Below are 16,377 nucleotides of genomic sequence, written 5' to 3'. Positions count from 1 at the left end.
CGAGCGGAGCTGTGATGACCCGCTGGACCCCCGACCCCACGTTCTACGCCTCGCCCCGGGAGGCGGTGACCGCACCGGCGGAGAAGCTCGCCTACGTGGCGGCCTTCGACCGGACAGCCAGTCGTCCGGACGCCATAGTGGTGCTGGACACCGACCCCGACTCCCCCGACTACGGCCGGGTAGTCGGCTGGACCGACCTGCCGTTCGTCGGTGACGAGCTGCACCACTTCGGCTGGAACGCATGCAGCAGCGCGCTCTGCCCGACCGCCCCGCACCCGCACGTCGAGCGGCGCTACCTGATCGTGCCCGGCCTGCGGTCGTCGCGCATCCACGTGCTCGACACCCAGCCCGATCCGCGCCAGCCGCAGATCGTCAAGGTGATCGGGGCGGAGGAGCTGGCGAAGCGGGCCGGCTACTCGCGGCCGCACACGGTGCACTGCGGCCCGGACGGCATCTACCTCTCGGCCCTCGGCGGCGCGGACGGCGCGGAGGGCCCGGGTGGCATCGCCATCCTCGACCACACCACGTTCGAGGTCCGCGGGGCGTGGGAGGCCGACCGGGGGCCGCAGTTCCTGGCGTACGACGTGTGGTGGCACCTGACCCAGGACGTGCTGGTCACCAGCGAGTGGGGCACCCCGTCGATGATCGAGGACGGCATCATCGGTGAGTTGCTGCTGGGTCGACGCTACGGGCACGCCATCCACTTCTGGGATCTCGCGAAACGCCGGCACGTCCAACGGGTCGACCTCGGTGACCAGTACCAGATGCCGCTGGAGCTGCGCCCGGCACACGATCCGACGAAGTCGTACGGGTTCGTCGGGGTGGTGATCAGCGTCGAGGACCTGTCCGCCTCGATCTGGCTGTGGCACCGTGACGGGGACGCCTGGGCGGTCACCAAGGTGATCGACATTCCGGCCGAGCCGGCCGATGCGGCAGACCTGCCCGACCTGCTCAAGCCGTTCGGGGCGGTGCCGCCGCTGGTGACCGACATCGACCTGTCGGTCGACGACAGGTTCCTCTACGTCTCCTGCTGGGGCACGGGTGAGCTCCGCCAGTACGACGTCACCGATCCGCTGCACCCGGTGCAGACGGGCTCGGTGCACCTCGGCGGGATCGTCCGCCGGACCGCGCACCCGTCCGCGCCGGACGAGGCGTTGGCCGGTGGCCCGCAGATGGTGGAGGTCAGCCGGGACGGCCGACGGGTCTACGTCAGCAACTCGCTCTACGGCGCGTGGGACGACCAGTTCTACCCCGACGGGGTGGGCGCCTGGCTGGCCAAGCTCGACGTCGACGTGGACGCCGGAGGGCTCACCCCGGATGAGCGGTTCTTTCCGCACGGGGACGAGTTCCGGGGCCTGCGGGTGCACCAGACCCGGTTGCAGGGCGGGGACGCCTCCTCCGACTCGTACTGCTATCCGTGACCGTCACCGCACTGGCGACGCTCGCCGCGCTCGGCGCGTTCCACGGTCTGAACCCGGCGATGGGTTGGTTGTTCGCTGTGGCCCGGGGCCTACAGGAGCGCAGCCGGTCGGCGTTGCTGCGCGCCCTGCCGCCGATCGCCGCGGGGCATCTCGCCTCGGTGGCCATCGTCGCCGCGTTGGTCGCCGCGACCCGGTCGGTGACGACGAGCAGCGCCCTCGCGGTGGTCGGTGGTGTGCTGCTGGTGGCCTTCGGGCTGTGGCGGCTGCTGTCCGAGCGGCACTTCCGTTGGGCGGGAATGCGGCTGTCAGCGGCGCAGCTCGCCGCCTGGTCGTTCCTGATGTCGTCGGCGCACGGCGCGGGGCTGATGCTGTTGCCGGTGCTGGTGGCCGAGCCGGTGCCCGGAGGTCACTCCGGGCACCTGGCCGCCGCGCCGGTGGGTGCGCTGTCCGGCCTCGCGGCGGCCGGGGTGCACACAGTCGCCATGCTCGGCGTCGCCCTCGCTGTGGCGCTGCTGGTCTACCAGGTGCTCGGGGTTGGTGTGCTGCGTCGGGCCTGGTTCAACGTGGACCGCCTCTGGGCCGGGGTGCTGGTGGCCGCGGGGTTGGTGACGCTGATCCGGGCGTGAGCGTCCATGTTGGAAACGTGTGATGTGTGATCTCATGTCGTGGTGATCACTCCGACTCCCCTCATGCGTCTGGTGGCCGGTGTGTGGGGGTTCAAGACCCTCGCAGTCGGCGTCGAACTCGGTCTGTTCACCCGGTTGGCCGGCGGGCGGACGATGACCGTCGAGCAGGCCGCCGCCGAGTTCGGGCTACCCGACCGGCCCGCGGACCTGTTGCTGGCCGCCAGTGCGTCGCTCGGCCTGTTGGAGAAGGCCGGCGACGGTTACCGCAACTCCGAGTTGGCCGAGCAGTTCCTGGTCGAGGGTCGCCCGTACTACTTCGGGGCGCAGGTCCGCTACTCGGACCTGCGCACCTACCTGCCCTGGCACCGCATCGGCGAGGCCCTGCGCACGGATCGACCGTTGACCTGGGACCCGGAGTCCCAGCAGTCGATGTTCGACACCGAGGACCCGCAGATGCTGGCGCAGTTCTGGGACGCGATGTTCTCCACGTCCAGCTTCACCGCCAGCGCGTTGGCCGACGCGTACGACTTCTCCGCGCATCGGCGGCTGCTCGACGTGGGCGGCGGTGCCGGCGCGTTCCCGATCGAGTTCTGCCGACGGCTGCCCGAGCTACGGGCCACCGTGCTGGACCTGCCGCACGTCTGCGTGCGGGCCCGGGAGCGGATCGCGGAGGCCGGCCTGACCGGGCGGATCGACGCGGTGGGCGGTGACTTCCTCGCCGACCCGGCGCTGCCGGACGGGCACGACGTCATCCTGCTCAGCATGATCCTGCACGACTGGGACGAGCCGACGAACCGGGAGTTGCTGGCCCGGTGCCACGCGGCGTTGCCGCCCGGCGGGGCGATCGTCGTCTGCGAGCTGCTGCTCAACGACGAACGCACCGGGCCGCCGGAGGCGGCCCTGATGGGGATGAACATGCTTGTCGAGACGGAGGGCGGCCGGAACTACTCGGGTGCCGAGTACGCGGCCTGGCTCACCGACGCCGGCTTCGTCGACGTGCGTACCGTGCCGTTCGACGCGCCCGGCGCCAACGGCGCAGTGGTCGCCCGCCGACCCTGACCGACGACGACACCCGGCCCCGGTGCGAACCGTGGGCCGGGTGTCGCGGCGCCTCACGGCGCTGGCGTCCGATCGGCTACCGGTACGGGTCAGGCGCGAGCCTTCGCCGGCTGCTTCATGAAGTCCATGATCGCCTTGTTGACCTCGTCGGCGTGGGTCCACGGGATACCGTGCGGCGCGCCCTTGAGCGTGATGAGCGTGCCGGTCGGCATCATCGGCCCGAGCCGCTGACCGGTCACCGGGTAGGGCAGCACCCGGTCCTGGTCACCCTGCACGATCAACACCGGAATGTTGATCTTCGGCAGGTCCTGGCGGAAGTCTTCCTGCCAGGCGTCCACGCTGTCGTGGGTGGCCTTACCGGAGGCCATCGCGCCGATCTGCCAGTGCGCCCGGTACGCCTCTTCGCTGACCCGCTTGCCCATGTTCTGGTCCGGGTTGAAGAACGCGTCGCAGAAGGACGTCAGGTAGGCGAACCGGTCCTTGATGATGGCATCCTGGAAGCCCTTGAAGAGGCTCCGGTCGACGCCCTCCGGGTTGTCGCTCGCCTTGGCCAGCATCGGCTGCAGCGGGCTGAGCACGACGGCCCGGCTCACTCGCTGCGAGCCGTAGTTGCCCAGGTAGCGAATGACCTCGCCGGTGCCCATCGAGTGACCGATCAGGGTCACCTCGTTCAGGTCCAGCTCGGTCATCAACACGTCCAGGTCGGCCGCGAACGTGTTGTAGTCGTACCCGAACGCCGGCTGGGCGGAGTTGCCGTAACCGCGGCGATCATAGGTGATCGTCCGGTATCCGGCGTTCTGCAGCGCCCGTGTCTCCTTCTCCCAGGTCGCACCGTTGAACGGGAAGCCGTGGATCAGCACCACCGGCTTACCGGAACCGTGATCCTCGTAATACAGGTCGATGGGCGCGGAGTTTTCCGTACCCACGGTGATGAAAGGCATGTTTGTCTCCTGCTCCGGTCTCGGGCTGTCGGACGCCCCGCGCTTTCCCGTCGGGTCGCCGGATATGCGGACCACCGAAGGCACCTCGGGAGCCGGCTCGACCACACACCTCCCCATCGACATTTATCAACCTCGTCGGTAGGGTCGCCGGTAGAAAGTTTCGGCGTACGGGAGGTGGGCATGCCCCGACGAAAGCGCGCGAGGGCCGCCGCGTTGGCCATCGGAGCGACCACTATCGCGCTGGGCGCCACGCCGGCCCAGGCCGACCCGGTGGTGCCACGGCACGCCATAGTGGTCTGCCAGAGCGCCAGCTTCTACGCCAACTACGACTCCGCAGGCGGGCCCACCGGCCTGAAGCGCACCCTCGGGTACGGCAACAAGATCGGCCACACGCCGGGGGCGCACCCGGTCTACAACGGGTGGGCGGCTTCCTTCGACTTCGGCCCGAACGACTGGGGTTACCTCCGCGCCGAGTGCATCGGTGGGTACGACTCATGGTGAGCAGACGTCGCGCCCTCGCCGGCCTGCTCGCCGCGATCGTCGCCGCCACCGTGACCCTGCCGTCCCCCGCGCAGGCCGCCAACGGCACCATCGGGGAACGGGAGACGGTGTGCGCCAGCGACCTGTTCGTCCGCACCCAGCCCGTCGGCGCCTGGATGGGCACCCTCTACCAGGGTCAGACGTTCCTGGTCGAAGGTCCTCGCAGCGGCGGCTACGTCTACGGGTTCGCCTACGGACACATCAACCGGCGCGGCTGGGTGCAGGACGGCTGGTTCTGCTGACCGTGCCCGATGGCGGGACAGGGGTGTCCTGATCGGGCCGTAACGGCCTAGCCTCGGGGGGTGAGCCTTCCGCCCCGGCTGCGGGCCGTCAGCGACCTGCACGTCGGGCACCCGCAGAACCGCGCGTTCGTGCAGGAGCTGCACCCGGACAACGACGGCGACTGGCTGCTCGTCGCCGGCGACGTCGCCGACCGGTTCGCCGACATCGAGTGGGCGCTCGGGCTACTGAGCAGCCGGTTCGCGCGGGTCATCTGGGCGCCGGGCAACCACGAGCTGTGGACGCCACCGCGGGACCCGGTCACGTTGCGCGGCGAGGAGCGCTACCGCGCACTGGTGCGGATGTGCCGGCGGCTGGGGGTGCTCACCCCGGAGGACCCGTACCCGGTGTGGGACGGCGACGGCGGCCCGGCCACCATCGCCCCGCTCTTCGTGCTCTACGACTACACGTTCCGGGTGCCCGAGGCACGCACCCAGGAGGAGTCGCTGGCCCTGGCGTACGCGGCCGGTGTGGTGTGCACGGACGAGGCCCTGCTGCACCCCGACCCGTACCCGAGCCGGGAGGCGTGGTGCGACGCTCGGGTCACCGAGACCGAACGCCGGCTGGCCGAACGCGACAGGGCGCTGCCGACGGTGCTGGTCAACCACTACCCGCTGGTGCGGGAACCCACCGACGTCCTGCGCTACCCGGTCTTCGCCCAGTGGTGCGGAACCGTCCGCACCAGCGACTGGCACCTACGCTTCGACGCCGCCACAGTGGTCTACGGACACCTACACATCCCCCGCACCACCTTCCACGACGGGGTGCGTTTCGAGGAGGTCTCCCTCGGCTACCCCCGCGAGTGGCAGCCTCGAGGACCGGTGCCAGACCCGGTCCGCACCATCCACCCGGCGGACGACGTGCGTCGGCGCTCGTCCGTCAGCGGGTGAGGCCGTCAGGTGCTGCGCAGCGGCCGGAACGCGGCCCGCACCTCGGCGGAAAAGAGTTCCGGCTCCTCCCACGCCGCGAAGTGCCCGCCGCGGTCAGCCTCGTTGAAGTACGCGATGCCGGGGTAGACCGCCTCGGCCCAGCTACGCGGAGCGGGCCAGAGCTCGCCGGGGAACGTGGTGAAGCCGACCGGAACGGTGACCGGCGGCGGAGCCTGACCGGCCGCCTGGGCCGCTGCTTGAAACCGCCCCTGCTCCCAGTACCACCGGGCGGACGAAGCACCGGTGCCCGTCAACCAGTACAGCGTGATGTTGTCGAGGATGCTGTCCCGGGTGAGACCGCCGGCCGGCTCACCGTCGAGGAACGCGCGGGAGATCTTGTAGTAGCTGTCCGTGTCGTGGTCGAGCATCCAGGCCGCCATCCCGACGGGCGAGTCCAGCAGCGAATAGCCGATCGTCTGCGGCCGGGTGGACTGCTCCAGGAAGTAGCCAAAACCGTCCATCGAGAACAGCGTGAGCGCGTCGAGCGCGGCGCGTTCCTGCTCGGAGTTCGCCGGCAACGTGTCCTTGATGCCGACCGCCCCGGCGAGCAGGTTGACGTGGATGCCGAGCAGCCCCTCGGGTGCTTGCCGCCCCATGGCGTCCGTGACGGCCGCGCCGACGTCGCCACCCTGTGCGACGTAGCGCGAATACCCGAGGCGGTCCATGAGTTTCGCCCACGCCTGCGCCATCCGCGCCGAATTCCAGCCAGGCTCGGTCGGCTCGCCGGAGAAGCCGTAGCCCGGCAACGACGGCAGCACCAGGTGGAACGCGTCCTCGGGCGTGCCGCCGTGCGCCGTCGGGTCGGTCAGCGGGCCGATGACCCCGAGCAGCTCGGCGACCGAGCCCGGCCAGCCGTGCGTCATGATCAGTGGCAGGGCGTTCTCATGCTGCGACCGTACGTGGATGAAGTGAATCTCGACGCCGTCGATGTTCGTCGTGTACTGCGGCAGCGAATTCAGCGTCGTCTCGCACGCACGCCAGTCGTAATCGGTGATCCAGTAGCGGGCCAACTCCTGGATCGTCGCCAGCTGCACCCCCTGGGAGCGATCGGTGACCAACTCGCGGGTGGGCCAGCGGGTAGCCGCGATCCGGCGACGCAGGTCGGCGATCGCGTCCTCAGATGTGTCGAGCCGGAAGGGACGAATCTCGTTGTCGTTGGGCATCTTCCCCACCTCGCCAAGTCGAGTCGGCCAGCTCCGATCCAATCACGTGCCGGCACTAACCCAGTCTCACAGCGGGCCGATGCCACCCGGGCCGAAACGCGAATCGCCGCCGCTCCTCGGCGTCACACCCATGGGATGATCAATCGGTGGGTGAACCGGACGAAGTCGACGACAACTGGCTGAACGGCGAGGACGTCACCTGTCCGGAGTGCCACGAACGCCTCTACCGCCTCGACCACTCGCCACTGCTGGACTGCTATTTCCTCTACTGCGACAGCTGCCCGATGCGGGTGGATATCAGTTACTACGACGGCACGTTCATCACCATCGCCGACGCGCTCCCTTCCCGGGACAGGACCTACCCCACGCTGATGGAGGCTCTTGAGGGACGGCTACGGCGATGCGACTGCGGCGGGCGGTTCCGTGACTCGGCGCCTCGGCGCTGCCACCGGTGCTCCACCGTCCTGACGACCATCAGCGAACCTTCCGGTGTCGACGTCTGGCCGGGTTGGTGGACAGATGAGACAGACACCGGCTCCCTGGAAGAGACGTTCACCGCCAGGTACTTCCGCACCGAGGACCTCTGGGAGCACTGACGCTGCCGTTACGCACCCGTCGACCCGGCCTACGACCTGCGGCGGCGCTCGTCCGTCAGCGGGTGAGGCCGACCACCGTGGCCAGCAACGGCCGGCACCGAACCTCAGCCGGCGCGATGCTGTCCGCGTCGACCAGGGCGCGAGCAGGTCACCCACCCGGACCAGTCCGCTAGCGTCACCAAGGTGATCTGGACGGAGCCCGCCACGTGGTACGCCAACCTGGCTTCCTTCTACGCCGCCGCCGCGGCCTTCATCACCGACCCGGCCGGCAACGTGCTGCTCGTCAAACCGACGTACCGCGACCACTGGGCCTTCCCCGGCGGCTACGTCGACGAGGGCGAATACCCACATGACGCCTGCGCCCGTGAGATCCGAGAGGAGCTGGGGATCTCTGTGGTGGTGGGTGACCTGCTCGTAGTGGACTGGGCACCGCCCGCCGGGAAGCGGCCACGTGCGATCGTCAGCTTCACGTTCGACTGCGGGTCCATCGCCAACCTCGATGGTCTCGATCTCCCAGGACAGGAGTTGGAGGACGCCGCCTTCTTCTCGCCCCGAGAGGCCGAGCAGCATCTTCCCGAGAACGTCGCCACTCGAGTTCATGCGGCGACGAGCGCTCGTGACCTACGCGCTCCGCTGTATCTTGCTGGCGGCTCGATCGTCCCAATGGAAGAAGAACAGGTAGCAGGGCCTCAGTCGCAGACTAGGTGAGCACGAAACAACATGCGCCCACTTGCAGGCTTCTCAGCACGACGGCAGGGCTGTCATCGTTGACGGCACTTGACGGAGCCTCGTGTCCCGACCTGCCGGGAGGGGTTCTTCGAATCTTGGCCTACGGCGTCCGCGAACTGTGGTTAGGGGATCGCACTTCCATTCATTTTTGTCAATCTATTGCGGCCTACTGGCGCGGATCTGGCAAACCGCTTCCTTTTGAGCCCGGTCCATGCACCGCCCCGTCGATGGCCAACGCCCGCTCAAGCAAGGGCCGAGCCGTCGTCACATCTCCCAGATCCCACAGGACCGCGCCGAGATTGCTCAGCCGGATCGCGACAACGGGGTGGTCCGGCCCGTACACCGCCTCAGTGATGGCCAACGCCCGCTCAGCCAACGGTCGAGCCGCCGTCGCCTCCCCCAGATCCCGCAGGACCCTGGCGAGATTGTTCAGCCCAGTCCCGACGACGGGGTGGTCCGGTCCGTACACCGCCTCGTCGATGGCCAACGCCCGCTCCACCAGCGGTCGAGCCGCCGCCGCATCCCCCAAATCCCACAGGACTGCGCCGAGATTGTTCAGCCGGATCGCGACGGCGGGGTGGTCCGCTCCGTACACCGCCTCGTCTATGGCCAAGGCCCGCTCAGCCAGCGGTCGAGCCGCCGCCGCGTCCCTCAAATCCTGCAAGACCGTGGCGAGATTGTTCAGCCCGGTCGCGACGTCAGGGTGGTCCGGCCCGTCCACCGCCTCAATGATGGCCAATGCCCGCTCAAGCAACGGTCGAGCCGCCGCCGGATCCCCCAAATCCTGCAGGACCAAGGCGAGATTGTTCAGCCCAACCGCAACGTCAGGGTGGTCCGGACCGTGCACCGCCTCAGCGATGACCAACGCCCGCTCAAGCAGCGGTGTGGCCTCGACGTATCGCCCGTGTGCCTGAAGGAAAGTCGCGGCGCGATCCAGTAGATAACTGCAATCCTGAGCCAACGCAAGATCTTCGCCGCCATCATCAGGCACATGAGCGGTGACCGTCAGAACATGAGGCAACAGAACCGACCACCGAGGCCATCCCTCAGGGGACTGCAGCACATCATCACCGGGCGCGTCGGCCCGCAACAAACCCAACGCCACCGCCAACGGATCTACCACCGGCATCCTTGATCAACCCATCCGTCCGATACATGACCGCGAGGCGTGAATCCGACACTCAAAGGAGCGTGGTAATAGTCAATCCCATTCCGTAGACTGCTATTCCGCAATGAAGTCCGGTCCACAGGCGATGTAAGCGTATTCGATGCAGGCGAGGGTGCTTGCGGTAGTGAGCTTCTCGGTATTGCCGAGTAAGATCGTCACCGCGCGCCAATAGGCTGTCCTCTTTAAGGACCTGAGTCAGGGCCCGAGCTTGCTGGAGATGATATTCGGCACGCTCGTGGTATTTTGCCGTCGCTAGGGCGCCGAATAGTCCAGACAGCGTGATTAGGATCGACAGCGGCAGAGTTGTGACGGCGAACTTCTGTTGCGCGATTAGTCCGCTCAGCGCAGCCGTGATGGCGAGCAGGTAGTTGGTGAGGACGGCGCGCTGGTTCTCCGATTGCCGCAACTGCTCACGGTGTTCGCCCCAGTAAGCAAGGGTGGCGGCGTCGGCCTGGCTCATGTCGGGGTCTCCTCTGAATACGGTTGACTAAGGGCCGTCGCCCCCTCACCAATCGCCGCCACTCGCTGAATCAGTGGCCGAGCCACCGCCGCATCCCCCAACTCCTGCAGGACCCTGGCGAGATTGCTCAGCCGGATCGCGACGACAGGGTGGTCCGGTCCATGCACCGCCTCGTCAATGGCCAACGCCCGCTCAAGCAGCGGCCGAGCCACGGCCAAGTCCCCCAAATCCCGCAGGACCATGGCGAGATTGCTCAGCCGGATCGCGACGTCAGGATGGTCCGGTCCATGCACCGCCTCGTCAATGGCCAACGCCCGCTCAAGCAGCGGCCGAGCCACGGCCAAGTCCCCCAAATCCCGCAGGATCACGGAGAGATTACTCAGCCCAATCGCGACGACAGGATGATCCGGCCCGCGCACCGCCTCACTGATGGCCAACCCCCGCTCAGCCAGCGGCCGAGCCGCCGATGGGTCCCCCAAATCCCGCAGGACCACGGAGAGATTACTCAGCCCAATCGCGACGTCGGGGTGGTCCGGCCCGCGCACCGCCTCAGTGATGGCCAACGCCCGCTCAAGCAGCGGCCGAGCCGCCGATGGGTCCTTCAAATCGCGCAGGACCGTGGCGAGATTGTTCAGCGCGATCGCGACAACACGATGGTCCGGGCCGTGCACCGCCTCACTGATGGCCAACCCCCGCTCAGCCAGCGGCCGAGCCGCCGCCGCGTTCCCCAGAGCCCGCAGGGCCACGGCTAGGTTGATCAGCCCAGTCGCGACGGCAGGATGGTCCGGCCCGTGCACCGCCTCATCGATGGCCAATGCCCGCTCAAGCAAAGGCTTGGCCTCGAGGTATCGCCCGTGAGCCTGAAGGAACCTCCCGGCGTAATCCAGTAGATAACTGCAATCCTGAGCCGCTACAAGAACTTCGCCGCCATCATCAGGCACGTGACTGGCGGCCGCCAGAACATGCGGCAACAGAACCGACCACCGAGGCCAGTCCTCAGGAGACCGCAACAAATCATCACCGGGGACGTCGGCACGCAACAAGCTCAACGCCACCGCCAAGGGGTTCGCCACCGACATCCCCTCAGCTGGTCATTCCGGAGGTGTCGGAGACAGCACTATCGTGCCGGCTCCTTAACGCGGCCTGCACCAAGCGGTGCAGCTGCAATCCTGATTCGGTGCGCCTTGCCAACGAATAGTCCACCACCGCCGCCACGGCGTCGCTGAAGCTCAGGGGATCCCGTGCGGCTGCCGCCAACGGCTCCGGCAGCCGATCATGGTGGGTGGTGAACAAGTCCAACGGTATTGGCTCCGGTGCCAAGTAGGCACAGACATCCAACAACTGAACAGAGGGTGGGCTGTCCGCCATCAGACGTTCAAGACTCAGTTCCCACACCGTGGCTATCGTTTCCTGTCGGTACGCAGACTGGCCGCGGCTGTATAACTCCCGGCCCCTTGTACGCAGCAAATGCAGATACTCGGTGGGCGGCATTTGGGTGCGATCGAGATAGGCGGCGGCCTGCTCCAACGCCAACGGCAACCGACCCAGCTCTTCGGCGATCTGCACTGCCACGACCTCAGGGAAAGCAGGCACCCGTGCTCGCATCAAGTCCACCGCCTCGCCAGATTCCACCACGTCCAAGTCATGCACCCGCCCTATGGCCGAGAACCCACCCCGGCGGGTAGTCACGAGCACATGGCCGGGGATCCCCGGCGGGAGCGGAACCGCTGGCAACCACGGGCGAACCTGCTCGACAGCATCGGCATTGTCAAACACGAGCAGCCATCCTGACACCTCCCGCAACGCCTCATGCACCGACACCCGCAGCGTGTCCGGATCGACGTCAGTCTCCACACCCAACCGCTGCGCCAGCCGCGCGAACTGGTCCGGAATCAACGCGGGCTTCTCGGCCGCCACCCACCACACCAGGTCGTAGGCACTCATGTGCCGGTTCGCATACTCGACCGCGAGCTGGGTCTTACCGACTCCTCCCAGCCCACGTATCGAATGCACCGTGAGCGGCAAGCCCGCCGTCAACCCCTCTGCCAACGCCTTCAGGTCCCGCTCCCGTCCCGTGAAGTGCGGGTTGCGGGCGGGCACGTTCCATACCGTCGGCAGAGCCCCCGGGAACCGCGTCTCTCGCGGCATCGCCCGGCTCTCCGGAAAGGCAGGCGGGCTGGATGGTTTGGCCCGCCCCGCAAGCGCTCGTGCCACCATCGACCGGACCCGGGCCTTCGCCTTCGCCTCGGGCACACCGAATATGTCGACACCCACCACGTTGGCCAACAGACCCGTTCGCTCACAGTCACTTACCCGCACAGTGAGCAGCTTGCGGAGACGACCGGCAGGATCTGCCGCCCAAGCAGCCTGCCACTCCGCACCGCCATACACAGACTTCAGATACTCCGGCGACAACACCGCAATCGTTCGCTCAGCGTGCTGCGTCCCATCCTGCATGCCCTGGATCCAGTGAGTACCCGGCACGAAATCCCACGCTTGAACCAATACCTGATGGCCGTCTTCCTCCAACAGCCACGCGATCCATTCCGCCCACGACCGATCGGCCTGCGTGTACGAAACGAAGAAGTCCCAACCCGTGGTCTCACTGTCACCATTGGTCACTCAGCCAGGCTGCCACACAAGCCACTCCACGCCAATCAACCTGCAAGCCGTCTCCCCTGCCATCCCGATGGCACCCATGGAGGTCCAAGCGGTGAGGGCTAGTCACGTCGGCGCGTGTGGCGGCGTGACCACACGGACGATGGGATGGGCGGCCGCCGGTCGACGTCCAGCGGCCGCCCCACGTCCGATCAGCTGGCGTAGACCTCCAGTGTCGACAACTGCCCGGCCGGCCAGCCGGTGTTGCCGGTGACGGTGATCCGCACGTAGCGCGCCTGCGCGGCGGTGAACGTCAGCGTCACCTGGTTACCGGTGGCCGGGTTGAAGGTCCGCCCCGCCGACCCAACAAGCGTGCCGAAGCTCCCCCCGTCAGTGCTGCCCTGCACCGAGAGAGTCTGCGTCCGGCTGCCCCACGCCGACGACGGCGGCAGCTTCAGCACCACCCGCCCGACAGTGCGCGAGGAACCCAGGTCGACCTGCACCCACTGCGGGAACGCGCTGTTGGCGCTCTCCCAGTAGCTGTTCGCGTCACCGTCCACAACGTTGCCCGACCCGTAGCTCTGGACGTGGCTGCTCTCCGACGTGGGTCGACCCCGTGCGAGGTCCGAGTTGGCCGCGGCGTCCGTGGTGACGGTGACCGCCGAGGACGCGCTGGAGGTGTTGCCGGCGGCGTCGCGGGCGACGACCGTGAAGGTGTACGCGGTGGACGGGTTGAGCCCGCTCACCGTCGCCGTGGTGCCCGTGACGGTGGCGACGACGGTGCCGCCCTGGCGTACCTGGTAGCCGGTCACCCCGGTGTCGTCGGTGGAGGCCGTCCACGCCAGGGACACGCTCGTCGACGTCTTGCCGGTGACCGTGAGGCCGCTCGGGGTGGTCGGCGGGTTGTCCGGGACGGTGCTGCCGGCGTACACCTCGACCTGGGCGAGTTGGGCGGCCTGCCAGCCGGTGTTGGCGCTGATGCTGAGGCGGACGTAGCGGGCCGTGGTGGTCGTCAGCGTGCGGGTGACGGTGTTGCCGGTCGCGGGGTCGAAGGCGAACGCGGAGGCCCCGGCGATGGAGGCGAAGGAGTTGCCGTCGACGCTGCCCTGCACGGTGATGCTCTGGGTGCGCGCGCCCCAGCCGGCGGGCAGCCGCACCACGAGTTTGTTGACCTGGTGGCTGGCGCCGAGGTCGACCTGCCACCAGTGCGGGAAGGAGCCGCCGCCGCTCTCCCAGTAGCTGCCGGCGTTCGAGTCCACTGCGTTCGACGCCGGGAACCCGCCGCCCTGGCTGCTGGCCGAGGTGGGTCGGCCGGCGGCCAGGTTGCCGGTGGCCGGTGGTGGGGTGCCGACCATCGGCGGGGTGGGGCGTACGGCGGTGAGCGCGAGCTGCCCCTTGAGCATCCGGCCGCCGTCGGCGGTGATCCGCAGGTAGTAGTCGGAGGAGCAGGCGACGCCGTCCTCGTCGAGGGCGCGGATGTTCGCGCCGGCCGGGGTGGTGGCCTGGGTCTCGGACGTCTTGGCGATCTGGTTGCCCTCGTTGTACTCGTCGAACATGGACACGTACAGGCCCTGGGAGCCGAGCCGGACCATGTTGTAGATGTGCCGCCAGTAGAAGTCGCCGTGCTTGCGGTGGCCCCCGGCGAGGTCGCCGGGCATCACGCAGGGCAGGTAGTCGATGCCGCGCGCCGCGCAGTCGGCCATGTCGCCGACGTTGACGTTGTTGTAGTAGGAGTCCAGCTCCTCCACGGTCCTGGCCCGGTAGACCATCCACGGGGAGATCGCGTGGAACGAGTGGTAGACGTCGAGGAAGCCGGGGCGGGAGTCCTCGATGCCCTGCCGCCACCAGGTGGGTACGCCACCGATGACGTAGCAGCCCTGGGCCTTGAACCAGTTGATGACCTCCAGGCAGGGCCCGGGGGTGAAGGGGCGGCTGGGCTCGCTGAAGCCGAAGCCCCAGATGCAGACGACCGGTTTGCCGTTCTGCCGGGCGTACGCGGAGGACGCGGTGTGCGCGGCCATCTTCGTCGTCCAGTCGGTCTTGATCTCCGATTGGAAGGTCAGCCAGTCGGTGACGTCGTACATAATGTAGAACTTGCGGTTGTGCCGCTCGGCGGCGGAGCGCACCTTCTGGGTCATCGCGTCGCGGGTGGGGCCCTCGTCGCCCATCGGGTTGAACCGTTGCAACGCGGCGGTGTCACAGCCGTTCTCCTGCATCCAGCGGAAGTGGGTGTCCACCGTCTGCTGGTCGTACGAGGAGAAGAGGGTGGCCGGCTGGCCGTTGCCCAGGTTGGGGTACGCGGTGGGATAGGTGCGGGTGTACTCGCGCATGTCCGGCCAGGACACGATCGTGGTGTTGGCGGGCGAGGGTGGCTGGAACCGGTCGCGGCCCCAGTGCCACCATCCGCCGATCGGCGCCCCGTCGCCGGGTGCGCTGAACCAGCCCTGGTAGCCGACCGTCACCTTGCCGACCACGTCCCCGGGAGGGCTGGCGGCCTGCGCGGGGCTGGACATGCTGGTGAGCAGCTCGGTGGTGGAGGCGGTGGCGAGGGCGGACCCGGCCAGCACCGATGTGACGAACCTGCGGCGGGAGACCGCCATGACGACCACTCCTTCGGGACGGAAGGCATTGACGGCCATCGTGGCAGCAGTGGATGCCGACCCGCAAGAGTTAGACTGATCGATGAAAATCCCGATCAGATGACGGGAATTACGCGCTGAGCCCTCAGCCGGTGACGGCGCGCTCCAGCGCCCGCACCGGGGACAGGATCTGGCTGCCGGCCTGGCGGCGGCGAGCATCGCGGACCGTCATCCGTACGCCCTCGGTGAAGCCGATCTTCGGGAACCACCCGAGCAGCTCGCGCGCCTTCCTGGTGTCCAGCGCCATGTTGCGCACCTCCCCCGGCCAAGGCAACGGCTCGTATCGGGCCGCGTTGCCGACGCCGGACGCCTCCCGGACCGTGTCGTACACCTCGTTCACGCTCGTCTGCCGACCCGAGGAGATGTTGACCATACCCACCCCGGGATGGTGACAGGCGACGGCGATCGCCTCGGCGACGTCGCTGACATGGATGAAGTCCCGGGTCTGGGTGCCGTCGTCGTAGATCACCACCTGCCGGCCCCCGAGCAGCGCGTCGGCCATCAGGGACACCACGCCGCAGTCGCTGCCCTCCTGCCGGGGCCCGTAGACGTTGCCGAACACCATCGAGGTGTACGGCAGGCCGTGCTGACGCCCGTACCAGTCGAGGTAGTGCACGCCGGCGGCCTTGCTGACGCCGTACGGGCTCACCGGGGCGATCGGGTAGTCCTCGCGGACCGGCAGGTCGTGGGCGGCGACGCTGCCGAAGATGGCGCTGCTTGACGCGTTGATCACCAGCCGTACGCCGCCACGGGCACAGGCGTCCAGCACGTTGACGGTGCCGAACACGTTCACGTCGGCGTCGTACAGGGGTGAACGGCGGGCCGCGGGAACGCTCGGCTGCGCGGCGAGGTGCACCACCACGTCCGGCTGCCACTGGTGGATGACCTCGACGCCCTCCGGCGTACGGATGTCACCCGAGACGACGTCCGCCTCGGTCAACCCGCCGTACGCGGCGTCGGCCAGGTTCTCGATGCGGCCGGTGGAGAAGTTGTCGAGCACCCGGACCTGGCTGCCCATCAGCATCAGCCGGGCGACCACGTGGCTGCCGATGAAGCCGGCGCCTCCGGTCACCAGCACGCGCCCGGGAATCAGGTCCGTCGGCTGGTCGACGCCGACGGCAACATCTGGCTGGTCCATGTGGAACTCCTTGGAACGACGGGGTTCTCGGCCCTCAGCGGCAACCGGACGACCGGGCACGACCGTATCCCACCAAATACCCACTAACGGT

General features: G+C 68.1%; 16 protein-coding genes. 8 read left to right on the top strand and 8 right to left on the bottom strand.

The annotated features are described in order from the left end of the window. The first annotated feature begins 14 nt into the window (after window positions 1–14). From OG598_RS08545 to OG598_RS08535, 3 genes are read left to right on the top strand one after another with little or no spacing between them, the layout of a single operon-like run. A complete protein-coding gene (locus OG598_RS08545; RefSeq protein WP_328653900.1) occupies window positions 15–1,421 on the top strand; it encodes a selenium-binding family protein in 1,407 nt (468 codons plus the stop codon). After that, window positions 1,418–2,047 carry a hypothetical protein gene (locus OG598_RS08540; protein WP_328653899.1) on the top strand — a complete coding sequence of 210 codons (630 nt, stop codon included), beginning with the start codon at window positions 1,418–1,420 and terminating at the stop codon, window positions 2,045–2,047. The genes OG598_RS08545 and OG598_RS08540 overlap by 4 nt, the downstream gene beginning before the upstream one ends. A gap of 42 nt (window positions 2,048–2,089) precedes the next feature. Next, the gene (locus OG598_RS08535; protein WP_328653898.1) at window positions 2,090–3,106 is read left to right on the top strand and encodes a methyltransferase; all 1,017 of its coding nucleotides are present in this window, start codon (window positions 2,090–2,092) and stop codon (window positions 3,104–3,106) included. Between the two features lie 89 nt (window positions 3,107–3,195). Here OG598_RS08535 and OG598_RS08530 read toward each other — a convergent pair whose 3' ends face one another. Beyond that, window positions 3,196–4,047, bottom strand: coding sequence for an alpha/beta fold hydrolase (locus OG598_RS08530; RefSeq protein ID WP_328653897.1), 852 nt, complete (start codon window positions 4,045–4,047; stop codon window positions 3,196–3,198). A gap of 180 nt (window positions 4,048–4,227) precedes the next feature. On the opposite strand from OG598_RS08530, the gene OG598_RS08525 reads away from it, so the two are divergent. Genes OG598_RS08525 through OG598_RS08515 form a run of 3 tightly spaced genes read left to right on the top strand, consistent with a single transcriptional unit; the run spans window position 4,228 to window position 5,756 of the window. Further along, entirely contained in the window at window positions 4,228–4,548 is a 321-nt protein-coding gene (locus tag OG598_RS08525; protein ID WP_089158254.1) for a hypothetical protein, read from the top strand. Next, window positions 4,542–4,829 carry a hypothetical protein gene (locus tag OG598_RS08520; RefSeq protein WP_328653896.1) on the top strand — a complete coding sequence of 96 codons (288 nt, stop codon included), beginning with the start codon at window positions 4,542–4,544 and terminating at the stop codon, window positions 4,827–4,829. Before OG598_RS08525 ends, OG598_RS08520 begins: the two co-directional genes overlap by 7 nt. Window positions 4,830–4,889: 60 nt before the next feature. Beyond that, window positions 4,890–5,756, top strand: a complete 867-nt coding sequence (locus tag OG598_RS08515; protein ID WP_328653895.1) for a metallophosphoesterase family protein — start codon at window positions 4,890–4,892, stop codon at window positions 5,754–5,756. A gap of 5 nt (window positions 5,757–5,761) precedes the next feature. Here OG598_RS08515 and OG598_RS08510 read toward each other — a convergent pair whose 3' ends face one another. Continuing rightward, the gene (locus tag OG598_RS08510; protein ID WP_328653894.1) at window positions 5,762–6,958 is read right to left on the bottom strand and encodes an epoxide hydrolase family protein; all 1,197 of its coding nucleotides are present in this window, start codon (window positions 6,956–6,958) and stop codon (window positions 5,762–5,764) included. Between the two features lie 146 nt (window positions 6,959–7,104). On the opposite strand from OG598_RS08510, the gene OG598_RS08505 reads away from it, so the two are divergent. Beyond that, entirely contained in the window at window positions 7,105–7,554 is a 450-nt protein-coding gene (locus OG598_RS08505) for a hypothetical protein (RefSeq protein WP_328653893.1), read from the top strand. Window positions 7,555–7,737: 183 nt separating this feature from the next. Then, window positions 7,738–8,262: an NUDIX hydrolase gene (locus OG598_RS08500; protein WP_328653892.1), complete on the top strand. Its 525-nt coding sequence runs from the start codon at window positions 7,738–7,740 to the stop codon at window positions 8,260–8,262. 187 nt (window positions 8,263–8,449) lie between these two features. On the opposite strand, the gene OG598_RS08495 is transcribed toward OG598_RS08500, so the two are convergent. The 6 genes from OG598_RS08495 to OG598_RS08470 all read right to left on the bottom strand — a co-directional run bounded on the left by OG598_RS08495 (window position 8,450) and on the right by OG598_RS08470 (window position 16,286). Further along, a complete protein-coding gene (locus tag OG598_RS08495) occupies window positions 8,450–9,406 on the bottom strand; it encodes a tetratricopeptide repeat protein (protein ID WP_328653891.1) in 957 nt (318 codons plus the stop codon). Between the two features lie 58 nt (window positions 9,407–9,464). Next, complete coding sequence (locus tag OG598_RS08490; protein ID WP_328653890.1) at window positions 9,465–9,911, bottom strand: hypothetical protein; 447 nt, start codon at window positions 9,909–9,911, stop codon at window positions 9,465–9,467. Beyond that, window positions 9,908–10,984 carry a tetratricopeptide repeat-containing protein gene (locus tag OG598_RS08485; RefSeq protein ID WP_328653889.1) on the bottom strand — a complete coding sequence of 359 codons (1,077 nt, stop codon included), beginning with the start codon at window positions 10,982–10,984 and terminating at the stop codon, window positions 9,908–9,910. Before OG598_RS08485 ends, OG598_RS08490 begins: the two co-directional genes overlap by 4 nt. A 10-nt stretch (window positions 10,985–10,994) precedes the next feature. Continuing rightward, window positions 10,995–12,533: an FxSxx-COOH system tetratricopeptide repeat protein gene (fxsT, locus tag OG598_RS08480; RefSeq protein ID WP_328653888.1), complete on the bottom strand. Its 1,539-nt coding sequence runs from the start codon at window positions 12,531–12,533 to the stop codon at window positions 10,995–10,997. Between the two features lie 188 nt (window positions 12,534–12,721). Beyond that, window positions 12,722–15,109, bottom strand: a complete 2,388-nt coding sequence (locus tag OG598_RS08475; RefSeq protein ID WP_328653887.1) for a galactose-binding domain-containing protein — start codon at window positions 15,107–15,109, stop codon at window positions 12,722–12,724. A gap of 124 nt (window positions 15,110–15,233) precedes the next feature. Beyond that, window positions 15,234–16,286: a GDP-mannose 4,6-dehydratase gene (locus tag OG598_RS08470; RefSeq protein WP_328653886.1), complete on the bottom strand. Its 1,053-nt coding sequence runs from the start codon at window positions 16,284–16,286 to the stop codon at window positions 15,234–15,236. Window positions 16,287–16,377: the final 91 nt, after the last annotated feature.

This window comes from Micromonospora sp. NBC_00330 (assembly GCF_036136635.1).
GTDB lineage: Bacteria > Actinomycetota > Actinomycetes > Mycobacteriales > Micromonosporaceae > Micromonospora > Micromonospora salmantinae.
Note: the sequence above shows the minus strand (reverse complement) of the source record. Positions and strands in the feature narration are given on the sequence as shown.

What these genes read in the sequence shown, in the direction of transcription:
- OG598_RS08545 (WP_328653900.1), top strand. Translation starts at nt 15, where the DNA reads ATGACCCGCTGGACCCCCGACCCCACGTTCTACGCCTCGCCCCGGGAG.
- OG598_RS08530 (WP_328653897.1), bottom strand. Translation starts at nt 4,047, where the DNA reads ATGCCTTTCATCACCGTGGGTACGGAAAACTCCGCGCCCATCGACCTG.
- OG598_RS08525 (WP_089158254.1), top strand. Translation starts at nt 4,228, where the DNA reads ATGCCCCGACGAAAGCGCGCGAGGGCCGCCGCGTTGGCCATCGGAGCG.
- OG598_RS08520 (WP_328653896.1), top strand. Translation starts at nt 4,542, where the DNA reads ATGGTGAGCAGACGTCGCGCCCTCGCCGGCCTGCTCGCCGCGATCGTC.
- OG598_RS08510 (WP_328653894.1), bottom strand. Translation starts at nt 6,958, where the DNA reads ATGCCCAACGACAACGAGATTCGTCCCTTCCGGCTCGACACATCTGAG.
- OG598_RS08490 (WP_328653890.1), bottom strand. Translation starts at nt 9,911, where the DNA reads ATGAGCCAGGCCGACGCCGCCACCCTTGCTTACTGGGGCGAACACCGT.
- OG598_RS08475 (WP_328653887.1), bottom strand. Translation starts at nt 15,109, where the DNA reads ATGGCGGTCTCCCGCCGCAGGTTCGTCACATCGGTGCTGGCCGGGTCC.
- OG598_RS08470 (WP_328653886.1), bottom strand. Translation starts at nt 16,286, where the DNA reads ATGGACCAGCCAGATGTTGCCGTCGGCGTCGACCAGCCGACGGACCTG.